The following is an 18,966-nucleotide window of genomic DNA, read 5'->3' on the forward strand; positions in this document are numbered from 1 at the left end:
GCGATGGGATGGCGGATGCTTCGCATATTAGTCGGCAGTGTCTATTTCCTGCGCCTGGACCCGGTGCGTTGGGCGGAACATCAACCGTTCCCGCCCCTGGGCACCCTGTATGCCGCCGGCATGCTGCGGGCGGCCGGGCATGAGGTGCACTTCTTCGATGCCATGATCGCCGACAGCGTGGCGGAATGGTCGGCGCGCGTCGCCCAGGTGCGACCGGACATCGCCGTTCTTTATGACGACAACTTCAATTACCTGTCCAAGATGTGCCTGTCGGCCATGCGGCTGGCGGCGCTGGACATGATCGCCGCGGCCCGGTCCACTGGCGCCAAGGTCGCCATTTGCAGCGCCGACGCCGCCGACCATCCCGACCTCTACCTCGACGCCGGGGCCAGCGCCGTCATCGTGGGTGAGGGGGAGGCGACCCTGGCCGAGCTGACGGCCGCGTGGCGCGCCGGCGTCACGGACCTCTCCGCCATCAAGGGCCTGGCTTGGCGGGTCGAAGAGGGCACCCAAGCGCTGACCCTGCGCACCCCCCGGCGGGAGGTGTTGCGGGACCTGGACGCCCTGCCCACGCCCGCGTGGGAACTGGTGGACATGGCGGCGTACCGCCAAATCTGGCACCAGCACCACGGCTTTTTCGCCCTGAACCTGGTCACGTCGCGCGGCTGCCCCTATTCCTGCAATTGGTGCGCGAAACCCATCTGGGGCCAAGGCTACGCCGTGCGCGGCGCCCAGCCGGTGGCGGAAGAGTTGGCCCGCCTGGTCCACCTGGCGGCCCCCGACTACATCTGGTTCATGGACGACATCATGGGGCTGAAGCCCCGCTGGTGGGGGGAATTCGCGGACGCCATCGAGACGCTGGGCGTCAAGGTCCCCTTCAAGTGCCTCAGCCGCGCCGACCTGGTGCTGCGCGAGGGGGCGGTCGACGATCTGAGGCGCGCCGGCTGCGACGTCGTCTGGCTGGGGGCGGAGTCCGGCAGCCAGAAGATCCTGGACGCCATGGACAAGGACCTTTGGACCGGGGAGATCGCGGAGGCGACCGCCCGCCTGAAGGCGGCCGGCATCCGTGTCGGCCATTTCCTGCAGTTCGGCTATCCCGGCGAGGGCATGGCGGAGATCGGGCAGACCCTGGCCATGCTGCGGACCACCCGGCCGGATGAGATCGGCATTTCCGTGTCCTACCCCCTGCCGGGGACGGTGTTTTACGACCGGGTGCGCAGCCAACTGCGGGACAAGCGGCATTGGGACGTGTCGTCCGACATGGCCATGCTGTACCGCGGCCCCTACACCACGGCGTTTTACCGGCACCTGCACACCTATGTGCACCGGGATTTTCGGCTGCGTCGCACGCTTGCGCACCTGCGGGACGCTGTTGCGGGCAGGGCGGCGCGGGGCGGTCACCTGCGCGCCCTGGCCTTCGTCGCTTATTGCGGTGTCGCCATCCCGCTGTCCTGGGCGCGGCTGCACCTGCTGCGCCTCATGCCTAATCCCGCCACGGCACGCAGGGCGGCACCGTGACCGACATCCTGCTGACCCACGGCTATTTCCTGATGGAGGATCCGGCGGAACGGGCGGTGATGAAGCCCTATCCGCCGCTGGGCCTGCTCTACATCTCCTCCCACCTCAAGGCCCAGGGCTTCGCGGTGGAGGTGATGGACAGCACCTTCATGGACATGGCCACCGCCATGGCCACCATCGCGGCGAAGCGCCCGCCGGTGGTGGGCCTCTACGTCAACCTCATGACGCGCGGCAACGCCCTGCGCCTGGCGGCGGCGGCCAAGGCGGCGGGCGCCACGGTCATCTTCGGCGGGCCGGAGCCGGCGAACTACGCCGAGGAGTATCTGGCCCGCGGCGGCGACATCGTCGTGTCGGGGGAGGGGGAGTTGACGCTGGCGGAGCTGATCCCCCATCTGGCCCGCCACGGACTGACGGTCCTGGACCAGATCCACGGCATCGCCTATCGCGGGGAGGATGGCGGCGTGCGGCGCACGCCGGCCCGCAAGCAGATCGCCGACCTGGACGCCCAGCCCTTCCCCGACCGGGGCGCCATCGACCTGGAACGCTATCTGCAAACTTGGAAGACGCATCACGGCGTCCGGTCCGTCTCCCTCATCGTGGCGCGGGGCTGCCCCTATACCTGCAATTGGTGCAGCCATTCCGTCTTCGGCCACAGCCACCGCCGCCGGTCGCCGCAGAACGTGGCCGATGAGATCGAGTTCATCCGCGACACCTACGCGCCGGACCAGCTGTGGTTCGCCGACGACGTGTTCACCATCAATCAAAAATGGCTGGAGCAATTCGCCGCCGAGATGAAGCGCCGGGGCCTGCGCTACCCGTTCGAGACCATCACGCGTGAGGACAGGCTGAACGAGCGGGTGGCCGACCTGCTGGCCGAGCTGGGCTGTTATCGCATCTGGATCGGCGCCGAAAGCGGGTCGCAGCGCATCCTGGACGCGATGCAGCGCCGGACCAACGCCGTCCGCATGCGCGAGATGATCGCCCTGGTGCAAAACCGGGGCATCCGCGCCGGCACCTTCATCATGCTGGGCTATGACGGCGAAACGTGGGAGGACATCGATGAGACGGCCCGCCACCTGCGCCTGTCCGCCCCCGACGACGTGCTGACCACCATCAGCTATCCCATCAAGGGCACGCCCTACTATGACAAGGTGGCCGACCGCATCGCGGGCGGCGGCGCTTGGCATGACAGCAGCGACCGCGCCCTGACCGTGGTCGGCCGCCGGTCCCGCCGTTTCTACCGCCACGCCCAGCACTGGTTGGCGGCGGAAAGCCGGCTGGGCCGGCTGGAGGCGGCGCCACGCCGTGATCTGTTGCGCCACGTCAAGGCGCGGGTTTCCTCCGCGCTCAGCCGCCTCGCCATGTACGCCACCCGGCATGAGGTCGAACATGGCTGAGGTTCTGGCCCCGGCGGTGACCCAGGCGGCGGCTTTCGACCGCTTCGCCGACGATTACGACGCCGGCTTCGCCCACAGCATCCCCGGCCGCTGGCTGCGCCATGCGGTATGGCGGCGGGTGGCCCCCCATGTCCGGCAGGGTATGCGCGCCCTGGATCTCGGCTGTGGCACGGGGGAGGACGCGCTCTGGCTGGCCCATGCCGGCGCCCAGGTGACGGCGGCCGACGGCTCCCCCGCCATGTTGCGGGTCACCGCCGGCAAGGCCGCGCGTTTCGGCATGGGCGGGCGGGTGGACACCCGCATCGTGGATCTGAACACGCCCGGCGACCTGGGCGGACCGCACAACGTGGTGCTGTCGAACTTCGGCGCGCTGAACTGCGCCCAGGACCTGGCGCCCTTGGCCCAGGCGCTGGACCGGGCGGTGGTGCCGGGGGGCGTAGTGGCCTTGGTGGTCATGGGGCGTTTTTGCGCCTGGGAAACGCTGTGGTACGGCGCGCGGCTGCGGCGCACGGCGGTGCGCCGCTGGTCCGGCCGGTCCACCGCCGACATCGGCGGCACCACCATCCCCATCCGCTACTGGACGCCGGCGGACATCGCCCGCGCCTTCGCCCCGTCCTTCCAGGTTCTGTCGGTGCATCCGGTGGGCCTGTTCCTGCCGCCGTCCGATCTGTTCGCGCGACTGGAACGCCATCCGCGCCGCCTGACCCGCCTGATGCGGTGGGAAATGGGCGGGGCCGATTGGTCCAGCCTGGCAGGGCTGGCCGATCATCATTTGACCCTGCTGCGGCACATCTAAGGGAAGCGCCCGCGCCATGATCCTGTTCTACAACCCGGTCAGTTCCCCCTCGCGGAAGCCGGTCATGCCCCTGGCGCTGCTGGCCGTGGGCGCGATGCTGGAGGGGTGGGAGGACTACCGCATCATTGATGGCAACCTGGTGCCGCAAGGGCTGGCCGCCCTGCGCCAGGCCATCCTGGAGACCGGGGCCGACATCCTGTGCCTGACGGTGATGCCGGGGCCGCAGCTGACCGACGCCGTGCCCATCTGCAAGGCGTTGAAAGCCGAATTTCCCCGTCTCATCATTGTCTGGGGCGGCTATTTCCCCACCCTGCACGGCCAGATCCTGATGCGGGAACCGTATGTCGACTATCTTTTCCGCGGCCATTGCGAACTGGCCTTCAGCGACTTCGTGCGCAAGATCCGGGCGGAGCAGGATGTCACCGGCCTGCCCGGCCTGGGCTGGCGCGACGCGGAAGGTGCGGTTCACCTGAACCCAAAGCCGCCGATGCCCGACATCAACGCCCTGCCGGATTTCCCCTATCACCGGGTGGACATGGACGTTTACGCCCGGCCGTCCTTCCTGGGCTCGCGCACCCTGGCCCACCACGCCAGCTATGGCTGCCCCTTCCAGTGCAATTTCTGCGCGGTGGTGCACAAGGTGAACGGCCGCTATTCCGCCCAGACGGCGGAACGCGCCGCCGGCGTGGTGGAACGGCTGGTGCGCGACCATGGCGCCACGGCGGTGGAATTCTACGACAACAACTTCTTCGTCAACGAGGCCCGCTGCGCCGAGTTCGCGGAGCGCATCACCCCGCTGGGCATCGGCTGGTGGGGCTTCGGCCGCGCCGACACCATGCTGAAGTTCAGCGACGACACCTGGACCAAGTTGAGCCGTAGCGGCCTCAAGATGGTGTTCATGGGGGCCGAGTCCGGCGACGCCGCGATGCTGGAACGCATGAACAAGGGCGGCAAGCAGGATGGCAACACCATCCTGGCGGTGGCGGAGAAGATGCGCCGCTTTGGCGTGGTGCCGGAGATGTCCTTCATCATCGGCAATCCACCCGATCCAGAGAATGATGCGGAAAACACCATTCAGTTCATACGGATGCTGAAGAATATTAATCCGGCGACTGAGATCGTCATCTACATCTACAGCCCGGTGCCGGTGGAAGGCGCCATGTCGCAGGAGGCGGAGGCCGCCGGCTTCGAATACCCCAAGGACGTCACGACCTGGACGGAGGCGAAGTGGGAGAAGTTCGCCCAGCACCTGTCGTCCGACCTGCCCTGGATGAACGACCGCATCCGCCGCAAGATCGCCAATTTCCAGCGGGTGCTCCACGCCCGCTACCCCACCACCACGGACACCCGCCTGGGCGGCATCGGCCGCGTTGCCCTGCGCGCCATGGCGTCCTGGCGCTACCGGGCGCAGTTCTATGATTTCCCGGTGGAACTGCGCCTGCTGAACAAGCTGTTTCCCCACCGGCGCCCCGAAATCCAGGGGTTCTGAGCCATGGGCGATTTCGCCATAGCGCGCGCCTGGCGGGGCCGGCGCCTGTCGCGGGTGCCGGTGGTCACCCTGATGCCGCACAGCCGCTGCAACTGCCGCTGTGTCATGTGCGACATCTGGAAGGCCAACCGCAACGGCAGCAGCCTGGACCAGGCGACGGTGGACCGGCTGGTGGCGGACTTCCAATCCCTGGGCGTGCGCTGGGTGGTGCTGTCGGGTGGGGAGGCGCTGCTGCATCCCAACCTCTGGGCCCTATGCGCCGCGCTCAAGACGCTGCCGCTCAAGATCACCCTGCTCAGCAGTGGCCTGCTGCTGGAACGGCATGCGCCCGCCATCGTGACCTGGTGCGATGAGGTCATCGTCTCCCTGGACGGGCCCGAGGCGACGCACAACCGCATCCGTGGCATCAAGGACGCCTATGCGTCGCTGGCCGCCGGTGTCGACGCGCTGCGCCAGCAGCGGCCCAACTATCCGGTGGCGGCGCGCTGCGTGATCCAGCAGGGCAATTTCCTGGACCTGCCGGCCACGGTCGATGCCGCCAGGGCCCTGGGGCTGGACAGCATCTCCTTCCTGGGGGCTGATCTCAGCTCCACCGCCTTCAACCGCCCGCAGGGCTGGGAAGGGCCGCGCGTGGAGGAGGTGGGGCTGGATGCGGGCCAGTGCGACGCCCTCGACACCGTCCTGGAGGCGCTGGCTGCCAGCCATGGCGCTGACTTCGCCAGCCGCTTCATCCAGGAAAGTCCCACCCGGCTCGGCCGCATCGTCGCGCAGTACCGCGCCGCGCTGGGCCTGGCGCCGCCCCCACCGGTGCGCTGCAACGCGCCCTGGGTCTCCACAGTGGTGGAAGCTGACGGCACCGTGCGCCCCTGCTTTTTCCATGAGCCCATCGGCACGCTTGGCAGCGATGGGACCTTGTCCGAAATCCTGAACAGTCCGGCCGCGCGGGCCTTTCGCGCTGGCCTGGACATGGACAGCGACCCGACCTGCCGGCGTTGCGTCTGCAGCCTCAAGCTATGAGCCCCGTCATGCCCCATCCCCTGCCGGCCCCGCCGCCCCCGCCCGTCGCCCCCGCCACCCGCCTGTTCTGGGCGCCCTGGATGGCGGCCAAGCGCGCCGTGCTGCGTCGGCGCCTGCGCCGGCCGGTGTTCGAAACCATCAGGGGCCGCTCCTTCGCCGTCTGGCCCGGCGTGTTCAACCCGGTGGTCTTCCGCACCGGCCGCTTCCTGGCGGAGTTCATCGCCACCAGCCCCCTGCTGGAACCAGCGGGCCAGGCGATGGGCGGGAAGGCGACGGCGCTGGACGTGGGCACCGGCTGTGGCGTGTTGGGCATCTTCGCCGCCACGCGCGACTATCAGGTGACGGCGGTGGACGTGGTGCCGGAGGCGGTGGCGTGCGCCCGCGCCAATGCCCTGCTGAACAATCTGGCGGTCGATGTCCAGCAGGGTGACCTGTTCGCGCCCGTGGCCGGCCGCACCTTCGACCTGGTGTTGTTCTCCCTGCCGAAATTCCGGGGCACGCCCGCCACGACCTTCGAACGCTCCTGGCGCAGCCTGGACGTCATCGACCGCCTGGCCGCCGGCCTGCCCCGCATGCTGAAGCCCGGCGGCAAGGCCTATTTCGTGCTGACCAGCCACGGCGACTGTTCCGGCATGCTGGACGGCCTGGCTCAGGCGGGCCTGGTGGTCGAGCGGGTGCTGTGGCGGCATTTCGGCGTGGAAACGCTGGCCATCTATTCCGCCACCGCGCCGAACCGTTCCAGCAGCGCGGCCGTGTCCAACTGAGGCCTAAGCGCCGCCAGCATCTCCGCCACCGCCATATCCACATGCTTGACGCGGCCGCCCACGGTCAGGCGGCCATAGCCGGACGGGGCGTTCAACGCGCCGTCCACCAGCACCGGCCTGCCGGCCCGGATCACCAGCAGGATATCCGCCGGCGTCAGGGCGAAAAAGGCGTCCCACGGCTCGGCCGCCTGGCGCTGGGCGATGACCACGTCATTCGGGGCGATGTGCCGCCAGAAGCGCGCCGCCGCGCCCGTCAGGCCGTCGAACAGCGCCGTGTCGGGTATCCAGCCCCGGGCTTGGCGTAGATGGTCCCACAGCGTGCCGGGGGCAGAAATCGTGGCGTCGGTGCCAAACAGCAGCCGGGTGTGGCGCAGGGCCGCCGCCGCATCGGCCGTACGGCCGAACAGGAAAAGGTTGCTGGCGGGACACCATATCAACGCGGCCAGCCGCCGGAAGTCTTCCCCCTCCAGGCTGACCCCGTGCACGCCGGCCACCGGCCGCCGGAACAGGTTCTCCTTCAGGAAATCCAGGGCGCGCTGGCGGCTGTCCGCCGTCACGCCCTCGGCCATGTGCAGGACCGCCGGCCCCAGGCCGGCCAACCAGTGCCACGGGCTGGCCAGCTCCGGCGAGTGCAGGTCCTGATAGGGGGCCAGCACGCCGATGGGCCCGTCCCCCGCGCCGCCGCCATGGTCCACCACCGCTGTCACGCCCCAGAGCAGGTTCTTCAGCAGGCCGACCTGCCGGCGCAAGGCGGCGGGGATGGCCTCGACCCGCCGCACCAGCGCGCGATCCGCCTGCACGTCCCGGCTCCACCCCAGGAAATCGTCATAGGGCGGCGCCCCGGTGGGGGGATAGCAGTTGAAGGCCAGATGGTCGTGGGAATTGACCAGCCCGGGAAAGGCGATGCAGTCCCCCCAACGCGCCCCTTGGGACGTGGCCAGGTCCGCCAGGAGGGGCGGCGCGGGGCCAGGCCCGATCCACAGGGGCGACGTCAAGCCGGCCCCGGTGTGGCATGGGTCAGGCGGTACGCCAGCAGGCCCAGGGCCTCATGCGCCGCCAGATCCAGGTGGGCCAGGTTGGCGGCCAGCGACAGGTGATGCTGCCGCCCCTCGGCCGCCGTCAGGTAAGTCGAAGGCCAGGGTGTCACCGACCAGCCGGCGCGCGCGGCCGACAGCATGGCGCGGGGCATATGGTATGCCGACGCCACCAGCACCCAGCGCTGCCCCGGCTGAGGTTGGGCCATATCCTTGGCGAGCATCAGATTCTCCAGGGTCGTGCGCGACCGTCCCTCATAACTGACCCGGCTGTCATCCAGGCCAAGATCGGTGAAGACGTGGCGGGCCACCACCGCGTCCGCCACCCCGATGCCGCCGATGTCGCTGGGCCCGCCGCTGAAGAGCACCCGCGCTTCCGGATGGCGGCGGGCCAGCGCCGCCGCCGCCAGCAGGGTGCCACCGTCGGGCCCCACACCGGGCACGCCCCGGCTGCGCAGCGCCTCGCCATTCAGGCCTTCGCCCAGGACCAGGATGCCGTCTATGGCCTGGGGTTCCGTGGCCGGTCGGGAATACTGGTTCTCGATGGGCCGCAACGCCCAGTCGCCCACCGGCAGGATCAGCAGGATCAACAGCGACAGGGCGCCAGCGAGGGCGGGCAGCAGGGCCGCCGCATGGCGCCGGGCCGCCAGCCAGACGGTGGCGACCGCCATCCAGACCAGGAGATGGCTGGGCGCCACCAGGTACCAGCCCACCTTGGAAACAATGAAGAACTCCAGCGGCGTCACCATGGCGCCGTCCGGGGCAGGGCACTAGAAAACATATTGGACCAGCAGACCGATGGTCTGGACGGTATAGTTCTCCGGAATGACGCCCAGATAGGTGTTGTTGTTGATCGCGCCGGCCGCCAGCCCGGTGTAATGGAAGTCCACCAGCCGCTCATAATTGAAGCGATAGTAGAGGCGGTAGGACAGCGCCTCCGACATCTGCCAGCGCACGTCCGTCTGTACGGCGTGGCTGTCGTAGGTGATGGCGGGGAAGCGGTTGCCGGCCTGGGCCGGCGACAGCACGCCAAAAAAGGCACCCGTCCCGGCGTAGGCGTAATCCAGGGCCGTGCTGGCGCGGGTGAAGGTGTAGTCCGCGTTCACCGAGACGACGCCCCAGCTGTGGTGCGCGTTCAGGCCCGCCGTGTAATTGTCCGACCCCACCGTCTCCGTCCAGGCGTTGGCCAGGGGATAGCCCGCCCCGCCGGCGCTGCCGTTGGTGCCGGCCCCCGTGGCGGCGATGTTGGCGACGCCGCGATCCTGGTTCTGATAGGTGAAGTAGCCCGTCAGGGTGGTCGCCGCCGACATCTGGTAGGTATAGGCGGTGGTGATGTCGAAGGCGTGGGTGGACCGCAGGCCATAGGCGGCGTCGTAGTCGTCCACCTTCAGGCTGCCGGTCAGTTGCAGGTCGCTGCGCGGGGACAGGATGTAGTTGGCTTGGCCGCGCAGCACATGCTCCGTCCGGTTGGCGATGTCGAACTTGCGCAGGTCGGCCAGCGCGAAGGCCGGATCGCCCGACGGCGTCGCCGGGATATAGCCGGGCAGGGCAGCGGAGTAATAGGGCGTGTAGGGGTTGGACTGGTAATCGCTGCCGATGCGCCGGGCGAACTCGTACGACAGGCGGGCGGTGCCCCACTCATAGCCCGTGGTGCTTAGCTGGGCCCGCGCGATGTTGTCGTGGGCGTCCGTGATCTCGCGCACCGTATGGTCGATGGTGTCGTTCTCGTAACTGAGATCCAGTTTCCAATGCGTGTCCAGGCGGTACGCCGCCTTGGCCGTCACCTGAAGATTATTGTTGGCGAACGGCATGTTGCGGATCTGGACCAGGCTGCCCGGGGTCTTCACCTGGTAGACGCCGCTCAAGGTCGGCACGAAAGGTGCCAGGCCGCCATCGATGGCGATGTAGCCGTACTGCCCCGTCTGGGGGTTGAAGGCGACGTAGTTGGTGCGGTTGGACTCGTCCCGGTCGCGCACCTCCAGCGTCAGGCCCAGGTCGGGATTGACGGTGTAGTGGTATTGAGCCACCGCGTTCAGGATGTTGATGGCGGCGTTGGCCGTCGGCTGGCTGAGGGCCGAGGCGCTGTTCCATTGGCTCAGATTGATGGTGTCGGCGCCGCTGGTGATCACGGCGCTGCCGGTGGTCGGCGCCTGCAGGGCGTCGTCCTGGCGCATCAGGCTGTAGGACAGGCTGGCGGTGAAGCGTGACGATGGCGACAGCTGCATCGCCAGGTCGCCCTTCACGGTGTGATAATCGTTGTTGGGCGCCAGGGTCAGGCGTCCGGTCTGGGGGATGTAGGCGCCGGGGGCGGTGTTGGAGGTCAGGCCCGGATTCTGCCAGGTCAGGTCCAGGATGTCGTTGCGGAAGAACGAACCGGCATAGGCCAGGTTCGCCTGGAACTTCTCCTCGCGGTATCGCACCCCGCCGGTGACATCCACCGTCTGATAGTGGATGGGCTGGATCAGCTGGGTGGCGCCGTTCTGGAAGGGGATGCCGAACGTGGCGCTGATGGGCTGGGTGCCGTTGCGCCGCTCGTCGGAGATTTTCAGGAACAGCTCGGTATGCTCATCCGCCGTGTAGGTCAGCGAACTGCCGGCTTTTTCGCGCAGGATGCGCAGGGTGCTGGGGCCCACCGCCGCCGCCACGGCGTTGACCTGCGCCGGGGTGGACGCCCCCGGCGTCAGGCCGCCGCGCAGGGTCAGGTTGCCGGTGCCCGCCCCATCCCACAGCGACTTGGCCACCGTGGAGAACGTGTGCGGGATGCTGTCGAAATAGGCCTGCAGGTCATAGACGCCGTAGCGGCCAACATCGATCTGGTAATACTGGTCGGTACGGCCGACGTTCTGGCCGAAGGCGGAGACATGCAGGGCCGTCTTGCGGTCCTCCGCCTCGAACCCCAGGCTGGTGACGGTGAAGCCGTTCTTCCAGTCGCCGTACCGGTTCAGCGAGGCTGACCGGCTGTCCTGGCCGAAGGTGCCCATGATGCCGGCCTCGAACCAGCCCAGGGTCCACCAATCGGGGTTGCTCTGGCTCTGCGTCATCTCCGGCGTGCGGAAGGGCACGGGGTACATCAGGCCCGTCGGCGTGCGGGTCACGTCGTCGATGACCGACAGGCCGTCATCGTCCCGGGCCCGGTTCATGATCTGGCCGGTGGGGTTCAGGACGTTGCCCGGCCCGCCATAGCCGGTGGTGCCGCTGTCGGCCCGGGCCACCGTCGCGGCGATGGGGGCGCTGGCCATTTCCAGGAGGGCGGCCGTGACCAGGTAGCGCGTTGGCAGCCGCTGGGGGGACTTTTTCTGACGCTGTCTCATCGTTCGAACCGTGCGCCGGAGGGACTGTTGGACCCGTGGATGTTCACGTGGCAGGTCTGGCAGCTTGTGGCGATCAGGCGGGGGTCGGGCCCCGGCCCGCGCGCCATGTTGCCCGCCGTCAGCAGGCCGGACGGGTGGCCGAACTGCGAGTGGCACTGCTGGCACAGCACCGGACGCGGCGCGGTCAACAGGCTTTCGAAGTTGGAGCCGTGCGGCGAATGGCAGTTCAGGCAGCTTTCACGCACCGGCGCGTGTTCGAACAGGAAGGGCCCGCGCTTGTCGGCATGGCAGGTGAAGCAAACCTCGTTCACGCTGTCGGCCTTCAGCAGAGGGGCGGTGGTCGAGCCGTGCGGATTGTGGCAGTCGGTGCAGCTCAGCTTGCCTTCCAGCAGGGGCATGTGCGACCGGCGGGCGAACTCCGCATGCTGGGCCTTGTGGCACTGGAAGCAGGTCTCGTTGATGCTTTCCCGGGCCGTCAGGCCGCGCGCGCCGAAGGTGGTCATGGGGTTGTGGCAGTCGGCGCAGCCCAGCTGATTGCTGTCATGGACGCTGTCATGCCAGAAAATGCGCTGACCACCGGCGTGGCAGCCCAGGCACTGGCCGTTCTGCTCCGCGATGGGCGTTTTGCTTTTCTTGGAAAAGCTGATGATGGTGGTGAGGTCGGACGGGTCCTCCACATGCGCCGAACCCGGGCCGTGGCAGGCCTCGCAGTTCTGCGCCTGTAGCTCCGTGCGCGGGTTCTGCTGGAAGACCTTGGCGTGGATGGTGTGCGCCCAGTTGGTCGCCTCCTGCTGGTGGCAGCTTTCGCAGGTCTCGCGCCCGACATAGGTGCGCTGGGGCTTGTCGGCGGCCTTGGCGGCGACGGGGGCAGCGGCGGGCTCGGGCTTCGCCGCCTCAGGCTTGGGCGTTTCCGCCGCGTAGCTGGCCAGGCGGGTCCATTTGGTGGCGCCGGCCGCGGACGTTTCCGCGACAGCCCCCGCTGGGGTGCCAGATGGGGCGGGGGCGGTGAATTGCGCCGCCTTCAGGCTGGGGTAATGGCCTTGCGGCAGGTCGCCGCCGGTCATGCCGCTGGTCGAGGTCGCATCCATGGACGCGACGCCGGTGTGCAGGTTGGCGATGTCGCTGTCGATCCGCTGCAGCGCATCGGCGTCGACATGGCCGGCGTGAATGCGGGCCATCTCCGCCCGGAGGGCGGCCTGGTCCGGCGCCAGGGCCGGCGTTTCCGCGCGGGCGGGCATGGCGCCCGGCCCGGCCACGGCGACGGCCACCAGCAGGCTGAGGAAAAGGGCGCGCATCATTGCGGCGCCAGGGATTTGAGGTAGGCGACCACGTCCTGGCGCTGCGGTTCATCGGCCAGGCTGAAGGGCATCTTGTTGGAAACCGACGGATCGCCGACGAAGTCGCCCAGGTATTTGTGCGGGTTGACCAGGTAGGCGACGATGGCGTCTTCCGTCCACACCAGCCCCTTGGCCGCCGCCTGCTTCACGGCGGGGGAGTAGCTGTAGCCGGCGATGCTGCCGGCCGGGCGGCCGACCACGCCAAACAGGCTGGGCCCCACCTTGTTCACGCCTTGCTCCGCCGAATGGCAGGCCGCGCATTTCTTGAACACGGCGGCCCCGGCCGTGGGATCGCCCGCGGCGTGCGCGGCCGCGGGTAATCCCGCCAGCATCAGCACGGCGGCAAACAGGTTTCGTATCGGCGTCATAGATCGGCTCCCCTCAGTCCCTGTCCCCTCAGACGGGTGGGGGCTGCGGGATATTCCCCAGGTGTCGGGAAAAAAGACGACGGGAGCCGATTTTTTTAGCGATCCCCGAAGGACGGGGCCGCAGGAAGGCCGATAAAGCCGGTCAGGTCGTCTTCTTCACCGCCCCGGTCACCGGCGTCCAGGAGGGGGGATCGCTGGCGGGGAAGGAGTCCGCGCTGGCGTCCTCCACCACATCCCGGTCCGGCTGGTAAGGCGGCGGCGCGTTGGCCTTGTCGATCAGCGCCGCTTGCCCCGCCGCCATGGCGGGTGGCACCACCGGGCCGGGGGTTGTCACCACCGTCTGGTGGCCACGGATGCGCGGGTCCTCCTGTCGGGCGGGCGCCATGGTGGGGCCGCTCAGCACCTGGCGCATCTGGTGGGTCTGCGGGCGGGGCAGGGGGCGGGACCTGGGTTCCGGCTCGCTGATGTCATAGGGCAGCTTGTGGCGCTCGGCGTAGGCCACCGCTTCCTCCAGCGTGTCGAAGGCCAGCAGGACGTCCTGCTGCGGGTCGCCGCCGCCCGCCCAGCCGGTGACGCTGTCGATCTCATGGGTGGGCTTGGCCTCATAGGTCAACAGCCAGGACGCCTTGCGGCCGGGCGCGTTCTGCATCGTCGCCGGTGAGGGCTTGCGGATGTAGGCACGTAGGGGAACGGGAATGCCGATAGGGTCGCCGGGGGTCAGCAGGGGCTTGGTCATGGGGTCGGGCCTCCAGTTTGGAACCCCGAGACAAGCGCCCAAATCTCCGCTCGTTCCCAAACCGTCGATCAGGGGGAACCCGTCCCCCGCGGGTCCGTTGTGGTCCATGCATCCAGTGCGTATCCCCCCACGGAGGCGACATCATGAAAATGGACGATAACGGCACCTCCCGCCGTGCCGTCATCGGCGGCCTGGCCGCTGGTGCGGCGGCGGGCTTAGGCACCAGCCCGGCCGAGGCTGCCGCAGCTCCCTCGGCCGGCGCCGCCACCCGGCCACCGGATTATCCCACCCCACCGTTCCCCAGGCAGGAACAGCAGGAACCGCCGGGCCTGGCCAGCCGCATGAACCCCAGGCCCGACCACGGCGAGGCCAGCTACAAGGGCAGCGGCCGCCTGGCGGGGCGCAAGGCCCTGATCACCGGGGGCGACAGCGGCATTGGCCGCGCCGCCGCCATCGCCTTCGCCCGCGAGGGCGCCGACGTCGCCTTCGGCTACCTGCCGGTGGAAGAGCCGGACGCGCGGGAGGTGGTGCAGTTGATCCAGGCGGCGGGCCGCAAGGCCGTGCCCTTGCCAGGCGATATCCGCGACGAAGCCTTTTGCCGCACGCTGGTGGCCGATGCCGTGCGCGAATTGGGCGGGTTGGACATCCTGGTGAACAACGCCGCCCGGCAGCATTCGGTGGACAGCCTCACCGACATCAGCACCCAGCAATTCGACGACACGTTCAAGACTAATGTCTACGCCCTGTTCTGGATCACCAAGGCGGCCTTGCCGCACCTGGACAGGGGCGCGGCCATCATCAACACGGCGTCCGTCAACGCCTATGACCCGTCGCCCAACATCCTGGACTATGCCGCGACCAAGGGCGCCATCATGATCTTCACCAAGGGCCTGGCCAAGCAATTGGCCAAGAAAGGCATCCGTGTGAACGCGGTGGCGCCCAGCCCGGTATGGACGCCCTTGCAGCCCAGCGGCGGGCAGCCCCCGGAAAAGCTGGTGTCCTTTGGATCGGACACGCCCCTGGGCCGGCCGGGCCAGCCGGCGGAGCTGGCCAGCCTCTATGTGCTGCTGGCGAGCAACGAGGACAGCTTTTCCACCGGCCAGGTTTTCGGCGCCACGGGTGGGCATGGCGGTCCCTGAGGCCGGTATCGCCTGAGGCCGGTATCGATGGAACCAAAGCCCGCGCTGGCGGGTTCATCGACGTTTGGCAGCTTGGCCGGAGGGGGCATGGGGACGCGATATCATACCGATGTCAGCCGGCGCGGTGTGTTGCTCGGCGCGGTGGCATCCGTTGCCTTGACGACGTCCGCGCGTGGCGGCCAGGCTACACCCACCGGCGGCGATGGCGCTGCCGCCACCAGCAGCGGTCCGGTGCCTGTGATGAATCCTGTGAAAGCCAAAGTCTCCTTCACCGTGAACGGCAAGGCCGAGACGCTGGAGGTCGACACCCGCACCACCCTTCTGGACGCCTTGCGCGAGCATCTGCGCCTGACCGGCACCAAGAAGGGATGCGACCATGGCCAGTGCGGCGCCTGCACCGTCATCGTCGATGGGCGGCGCATCAATTCCTGCCTTACCCTGGCGGTCATGCACGAAGGCGGCAGCGTCACGACGGTGGAAGGGTTGGGCACGCCGGCGCGGCTGCACCCCATGCAGGCTGCCTTCGTGAAACACGACGGGTATCAGTGCGGTTACTGCACCCCCGGGCAGATCTGTTCCGCCGTCGCGGTGCTGGAGGAGATCAAGGCCGGCATCCCCAGCCATGTCACCGGTGACCTGACCAAGGCGCCGCCGCTGACCGCCACCGAGATGCGGGAGCGGATGAGCGGCAACCTCTGCCGCTGCGGCGCCTATTCCAACATCCTGGACGCCATGGCCGAGGTGGCGGGCCTGCAGAGCGCGGGAGGCCCGGCATGAGGCCCTTCACCTATGAGCGCGCCGCATCCGCGGCCGATGCCGCGGCCAAGGCGGCCAGCGTCCCCGGCGCCCGCTTCATTGCGGGCGGCACCAACCTGCTGGACCTGATGAAGCTGCAGATCGAGACACCGGCCCACCTGATCGACGTGAACGGTCTGGGCCTGGACAAAATCGAGGAGACGGCCGACGGCGGCCTGCGCATCGGCGCCCTGGTGCGCAACACCGACCTGGCGGCCGATGGGCGGGTGCGGCGCGACTACGGGGTGCTGAGCCGCGCCCTGGTGGCCGGTGCGTCGGGGCAGTTGCGCAATGTCGCCACCACGGCCGGCAACCTGTTGCAGCGGACGCGCTGCCCTTATTTCTATGACCCCAACCAGCCGTGCAACAAGCGCCAGCCCGGCAGCGGCTGTTCCGCCATCGGCGGTGTCACGCGGCAGCTGGGCGTCATCGGCACCAGCGACGCCTGCATCGCCACCCATCCCAGCGACATGGCGGTGGCCATGCGGGTGCTGGACGCGACGGTGGAAACGGTGCGCCCGGATGGCACCGGCCGCGCCATCCCCATCGCCGACCTCCACCGCCTGCCCGGCGACACCCCGCATGTGGAAACCGTGCTGGAGCGCGGGGAACTGATCACCGCCGTGGCGCTGCCCCGGCCGGTGGGCGGGACGCAGCTCTACCACAAGGTGCGGGACCGGGCCTCTTACGCCTTCGCCCTGGTGTCCGTGGCCGCGATCGTGCAGCCAGATGGCGCCAATAACGGGATCGCGTGGGGACGGGTGGCCTTGGGCGGCGTCGCACCCAAGCCCTGGCGGGTGGAGGCGGCGGAGGCGCACCTGAAGCAAGGTGCCAAGGCGACGACCGCTGTCCTGCTGGCCGACGCGCGACCGACACCGGACAACGCTTTCAAGATCAAGCTGGCGGAGCGCACGCTGGCCGCCGTGCTGAGAGAGGCGAGGGCCTGAGCCATGAAGTTCGACACCCCCGCCGGCACCAATCCCATCGACCGGCTGACCGTGGTGGGCAAGCCCACCGACCGCATCGATGGCCCGCTGAAGACCACGGGCACCGCGCCTTATGCCTATGAGCGCCACGACGTGGTGGCCGGCCAAGCCTATGGCCACGTCCTGGGCGCCGCCATCGCCAAGGGCCGCATCACCCGCATGGACGTGGCCGCCGCCCGGGCCGCCCCCGGCGTCATCACCATCGTGACGGCGGAAACCGCCGGCCCGCTGGGCAAGGGCAAATGGAACACCGCCAAGCTGCTGGGCGGTCCCGACATCCAGCATTACCACCAGGCCGTGGCCCTGGTCGTGGCCGAAACGTTCGAGCAGGCGCGCCACGCCGCCAGCCTGATCCAGGTCGACTACCAGGCGGAGCCGGGCGCCTATGATCTGGCCGCCGCCCGGGCGGGCGCCACCGAGGCGAAGGGGGAGCCGGACACCGGCGCCGGCGACTTCCACGGCGCCTTCGCCGCTGCCCCGGTGCAACTGGACGCGACCTACACCACGCCCGGTCAAAGCCACGCGATGATGGAGCCGCACGCCAGCATCGCCGCCTGGGACGGGGACAAGCTGACGCTGTGGACCTCCAACCAGATGATAAGGTGGGGCGTCAAGGACGTTGCGCAAACCCTTAACATGCCAGAGGAAAACATCCGCCTGATCTCGCCTTACATCGGTGGCGGCTTCGGCGGGAAGCTGTTCGTGCGCAGCGACGCGCTGCTGGCCGCCCTGGGCGCCAAGGCGGCGGGTCGCCCGGTGAAGGTGGCCTTGCACCGCCCCTTGATCGCCAACAACACCACCCACCGCCCCGCCACCATCCAGCGCATCCGCATCGGCACCGGGAAGGATGGCAAGATCATCGCCATCGGCCACGAAAGCTGGTCCGGCGACTTGCCTGACGGCAAGCCGGAAACGGCGGTGCAACAGACGCGCCTGCTGTATGCCGGCGCCAACCGCCTGACCGCCATGCGCCTGGCCGTGCTGGACCTGCCGGAGGGCAACGCCATGCGGGCCCCGGGGGAGGCGCCGGGCCTGATGGCGCTGGAGATCGCCATGGACGAGATGGCGGAAAAGCTGGGGATGGACCCCATCCAATTCCGCATCCTGAACGACACGCAGGTGGACCCGGAAAAGCCGGAGCGTCCGTTCTCGCAACGCCAGTTGATCGCCTGCCTGCAGCAGGGGGCGGAGCGTTTCGGCTGGTCCCGCCGGCCGGCCAAGCCGGCCAGCGTGCGCGACGGCCGCTGGCTGGTGGGCATGGGCGTGGCCGCCGGCTTCCGCAACAACCTGGTCACCAAGTCGGCCGCCCGCGTGCGCCTGGATGGCCAAGGCGTGGTGACGGTGGAAACCGACATGACCGACATCGGCACCGGCACCTATACCATCATCGCCCAGACGGCGGCGGAAATCATGGGCGTGCCGCTGGACCGGGTGGTGGTGCGCCTGGGCGACAGCAGTTTCCCGGTGTCCTGCGGCTCCGGCGGCCAGTGGGGCGCCAACAACGCGACGGCGGGCGTCTATGCCGCCTGCATGAAGCTGCGCCAGGCCGTGGCGCAGAAGCTGGGCTTCAACGCGGCGGAGCCCCATTTCGCCGACGGCCATGTGTCGTCGGGCGGACATGCGGTGCCGCTGGCCCAGGCGGCCAAGGGCGGCGAGATGGTGGCGGAGGATGGCATCGAGTACGCCGACCTGCACAAGCGCTACCAGCAATCCACCTTCGCCGGCCATTTCGTGGAAGTGGGGGTGGACGCCGCGACGGGAGAGGTTCGCCTGCGCCGCATGCTGGCGGTGTGCGCCGCGGGCCGCATCCTCAATCCCAAGTCGGCGCGCAGCCAGGTCATCGGCGCCATGACCATGGGGGCGGGGGCCGCCCTGATGGAGGAGCTGGCGGTGGACAAGCGGCGGGGCTTCTTCGTCAACCACGACCTGGCGGGATATGAGGTGCCGGCCCATGCCGACATCCCACACCAGGAGGTCATCTTCCTGGATGAGGTGGACCCGATCTCCTCCCCCATGAAGGCCAAGGGTGTGGGCGAACTGGGCATTTGCGGGGTGGGGGCCGCGATCGCCAACGCCATTTACAACGCCACCGGCGTGCGGGTGCGCGACTATCCCATCACCCTGGACAAGCTGCTGGATCGGCTGCCGGAAATCGCCTAGCGACAAAGCCCGCCATTGCCTTTCCCCCGCACGGCCCCGTACAAGGCCCTGGTAACGCGACCGCGAGGATGGGTGACGGTGATGCGGCCAGGTCTGCTTTTCCCAAGTCTGCTTTTGGG

Annotated in this window: 16 protein-coding genes; 10 read left to right on the forward strand and 6 right to left on the reverse strand. The window is 68.8% G+C overall.

Going from position 1 to position 18,966, the window contains the following annotated elements:
• Window positions 1-15 precede the first annotated feature (15 nt).
• The 6 genes from ULB03_RS23735 to ULB03_RS23760 are packed head-to-tail and all read left to right on the forward strand — an operon-like array spanning window position 16 to window position 6,981.
• A complete protein-coding gene (locus ULB03_RS23735; protein WP_322485553.1) occupies window positions 16-1,518 on the forward strand; it encodes a B12-binding domain-containing radical SAM protein in 1,503 nt (500 codons plus the stop codon).
• Entirely contained in the window at window positions 1,515-2,915 is a 1,401-nt protein-coding gene (locus tag ULB03_RS23740; protein ID WP_322485554.1) for a B12-binding domain-containing radical SAM protein, read from the forward strand. The genes ULB03_RS23735 and ULB03_RS23740 overlap by 4 nt, the downstream gene beginning before the upstream one ends.
• A complete protein-coding gene (locus ULB03_RS23745) occupies window positions 2,908-3,711 on the forward strand; it encodes a class I SAM-dependent DNA methyltransferase (RefSeq protein ID WP_322485555.1) in 804 nt (267 codons plus the stop codon). The genes ULB03_RS23740 and ULB03_RS23745 overlap by 8 nt, the downstream gene beginning before the upstream one ends.
• Before the next feature lie 16 nt (window positions 3,712-3,727).
• Entirely contained in the window at window positions 3,728-5,200 is a 1,473-nt protein-coding gene (locus tag ULB03_RS23750; protein ID WP_322485556.1) for a B12-binding domain-containing radical SAM protein, read from the forward strand.
• A gap of 3 nt (window positions 5,201-5,203) precedes the next feature.
• Window positions 5,204-6,217 carry a radical SAM protein gene (locus ULB03_RS23755; protein WP_322485557.1) on the forward strand — a complete coding sequence of 338 codons (1,014 nt, stop codon included), beginning with the start codon at window positions 5,204-5,206 and terminating at the stop codon, window positions 6,215-6,217.
• Window positions 6,218-6,225: 8 nt separating this feature from the next.
• Window positions 6,226-6,981, forward strand: coding sequence for a methyltransferase (locus ULB03_RS23760; protein ID WP_322485558.1), 756 nt, complete (start codon window positions 6,226-6,228; stop codon window positions 6,979-6,981).
• On the opposite strand, the gene ULB03_RS23765 is transcribed toward ULB03_RS23760, so the two are convergent.
• The 6 genes from ULB03_RS23765 to ULB03_RS23790 form a co-directional block, all read right to left on the reverse strand.
• On the reverse strand, window positions 6,930-7,976 hold the full coding sequence (locus tag ULB03_RS23765; RefSeq protein ID WP_322485559.1) for an amidohydrolase family protein: 1,047 nt from the start codon (window positions 7,974-7,976) through the stop codon (window positions 6,930-6,932). The two genes, ULB03_RS23760 and ULB03_RS23765, sit on opposite strands and share 52 nt — an antisense overlap.
• A complete protein-coding gene (locus ULB03_RS23770) occupies window positions 7,973-8,764 on the reverse strand; it encodes a YdcF family protein (RefSeq protein WP_322485560.1) in 792 nt (263 codons plus the stop codon). The genes ULB03_RS23765 and ULB03_RS23770 overlap by 4 nt, the downstream gene beginning before the upstream one ends.
• Window positions 8,765-8,785: 21 nt before the next feature.
• Complete coding sequence (locus ULB03_RS23775) at window positions 8,786-11,326, reverse strand: MtrB/PioB family outer membrane beta-barrel protein (protein WP_322485561.1); 2,541 nt, start codon at window positions 11,324-11,326, stop codon at window positions 8,786-8,788.
• Window positions 11,323-12,624, reverse strand: a complete 1,302-nt coding sequence (locus ULB03_RS23780; protein WP_322485562.1) for a DmsE family decaheme c-type cytochrome — start codon at window positions 12,622-12,624, stop codon at window positions 11,323-11,325. Before ULB03_RS23780 ends, ULB03_RS23775 begins: the two co-directional genes overlap by 4 nt.
• Window positions 12,621-13,031, reverse strand: coding sequence for a c-type cytochrome (locus ULB03_RS23785; RefSeq protein ID WP_322485563.1), 411 nt, complete (start codon window positions 13,029-13,031; stop codon window positions 12,621-12,623). Before ULB03_RS23785 ends, ULB03_RS23780 begins: the two co-directional genes overlap by 4 nt.
• Before the next feature lie 142 nt (window positions 13,032-13,173).
• Entirely contained in the window at window positions 13,174-13,767 is a 594-nt protein-coding gene (locus ULB03_RS23790; protein WP_322485564.1) for an NADH dehydrogenase ubiquinone Fe-S protein 4, read from the reverse strand.
• A gap of 143 nt (window positions 13,768-13,910) precedes the next feature.
• Between ULB03_RS23790 and ULB03_RS23795 the strand changes: the two genes are divergently transcribed.
• The 4 genes from ULB03_RS23795 (at window position 13,911) to paoC (ending at window position 18,847) form a co-directional block, all read left to right on the forward strand.
• Window positions 13,911-14,906, forward strand: a complete 996-nt coding sequence (locus tag ULB03_RS23795) for an SDR family oxidoreductase (protein ID WP_322485565.1) — start codon at window positions 13,911-13,913, stop codon at window positions 14,904-14,906.
• A gap of 87 nt (window positions 14,907-14,993) precedes the next feature.
• Window positions 14,994-15,683: an aldehyde dehydrogenase iron-sulfur subunit PaoA gene (gene paoA, locus ULB03_RS23800; RefSeq protein ID WP_322485566.1), complete on the forward strand. Its 690-nt coding sequence runs from the start codon at window positions 14,994-14,996 to the stop codon at window positions 15,681-15,683.
• Window positions 15,680-16,648 carry an FAD binding domain-containing protein gene (locus ULB03_RS23805; RefSeq protein ID WP_322485567.1) on the forward strand — a complete coding sequence of 323 codons (969 nt, stop codon included), beginning with the start codon at window positions 15,680-15,682 and terminating at the stop codon, window positions 16,646-16,648. The genes paoA and ULB03_RS23805 overlap by 4 nt, the downstream gene beginning before the upstream one ends.
• Before the next feature lie 3 nt (window positions 16,649-16,651).
• Window positions 16,652-18,847: an aldehyde oxidoreductase molybdenum-binding subunit PaoC gene (gene paoC / locus ULB03_RS23810; RefSeq protein WP_322485568.1), complete on the forward strand. Its 2,196-nt coding sequence runs from the start codon at window positions 16,652-16,654 to the stop codon at window positions 18,845-18,847.
• Window positions 18,848-18,966: the final 119 nt, after the last annotated feature.

This window comes from Nitrospirillum goiasense (assembly GCF_034427435.1).
Taxonomy (GTDB): Bacteria; Pseudomonadota; Alphaproteobacteria; order Azospirillales; family Azospirillaceae; genus Nitrospirillum.

Excerpts from the sequence above, each read along its gene's own strand:
- ULB03_RS23750 (WP_322485556.1), top strand. The coding sequence starts at position 3,728 with ATGATCCTGTTCTACAACCCGGTCAGTTCCCCCTCGCGGAAGCCGGTC.
- paoC (WP_322485568.1), top strand. The coding sequence starts at position 16,652 with ATGAAGTTCGACACCCCCGCCGGCACCAATCCCATCGACCGGCTGACC.
- ULB03_RS23795 (WP_322485565.1), top strand. The coding sequence starts at position 13,911 with ATGAAAATGGACGATAACGGCACCTCCCGCCGTGCCGTCATCGGCGGC.
- ULB03_RS23775 (WP_322485561.1), bottom strand. The coding sequence starts at position 11,326 with ATGAGACAGCGTCAGAAAAAGTCCCCCCAGCGGCTGCCAACGCGCTAC.
- ULB03_RS23770 (WP_322485560.1), bottom strand. The coding sequence starts at position 8,764 with ATGGTGACGCCGCTGGAGTTCTTCATTGTTTCCAAGGTGGGCTGGTAC.
- ULB03_RS23755 (WP_322485557.1), top strand. The coding sequence starts at position 5,204 with ATGGGCGATTTCGCCATAGCGCGCGCCTGGCGGGGCCGGCGCCTGTCG.
- ULB03_RS23780 (WP_322485562.1), bottom strand. The coding sequence starts at position 12,624 with ATGATGCGCGCCCTTTTCCTCAGCCTGCTGGTGGCCGTCGCCGTGGCC.
- ULB03_RS23745 (WP_322485555.1), top strand. The coding sequence starts at position 2,908 with ATGGCTGAGGTTCTGGCCCCGGCGGTGACCCAGGCGGCGGCTTTCGAC.
- ULB03_RS23805 (WP_322485567.1), top strand. The coding sequence starts at position 15,680 with ATGAGGCCCTTCACCTATGAGCGCGCCGCATCCGCGGCCGATGCCGCG.
- ULB03_RS23760 (WP_322485558.1), top strand. The coding sequence starts at position 6,226 with ATGCCCCATCCCCTGCCGGCCCCGCCGCCCCCGCCCGTCGCCCCCGCC.
- paoA (WP_322485566.1), top strand. The coding sequence starts at position 14,994 with ATGGGGACGCGATATCATACCGATGTCAGCCGGCGCGGTGTGTTGCTC.
- ULB03_RS23790 (WP_322485564.1), bottom strand. The coding sequence starts at position 13,767 with ATGACCAAGCCCCTGCTGACCCCCGGCGACCCTATCGGCATTCCCGTT.
- ULB03_RS23735 (WP_322485553.1), top strand. The coding sequence starts at position 16 with ATGCTTCGCATATTAGTCGGCAGTGTCTATTTCCTGCGCCTGGACCCG.
- ULB03_RS23785 (WP_322485563.1), bottom strand. The coding sequence starts at position 13,031 with ATGACGCCGATACGAAACCTGTTTGCCGCCGTGCTGATGCTGGCGGGA.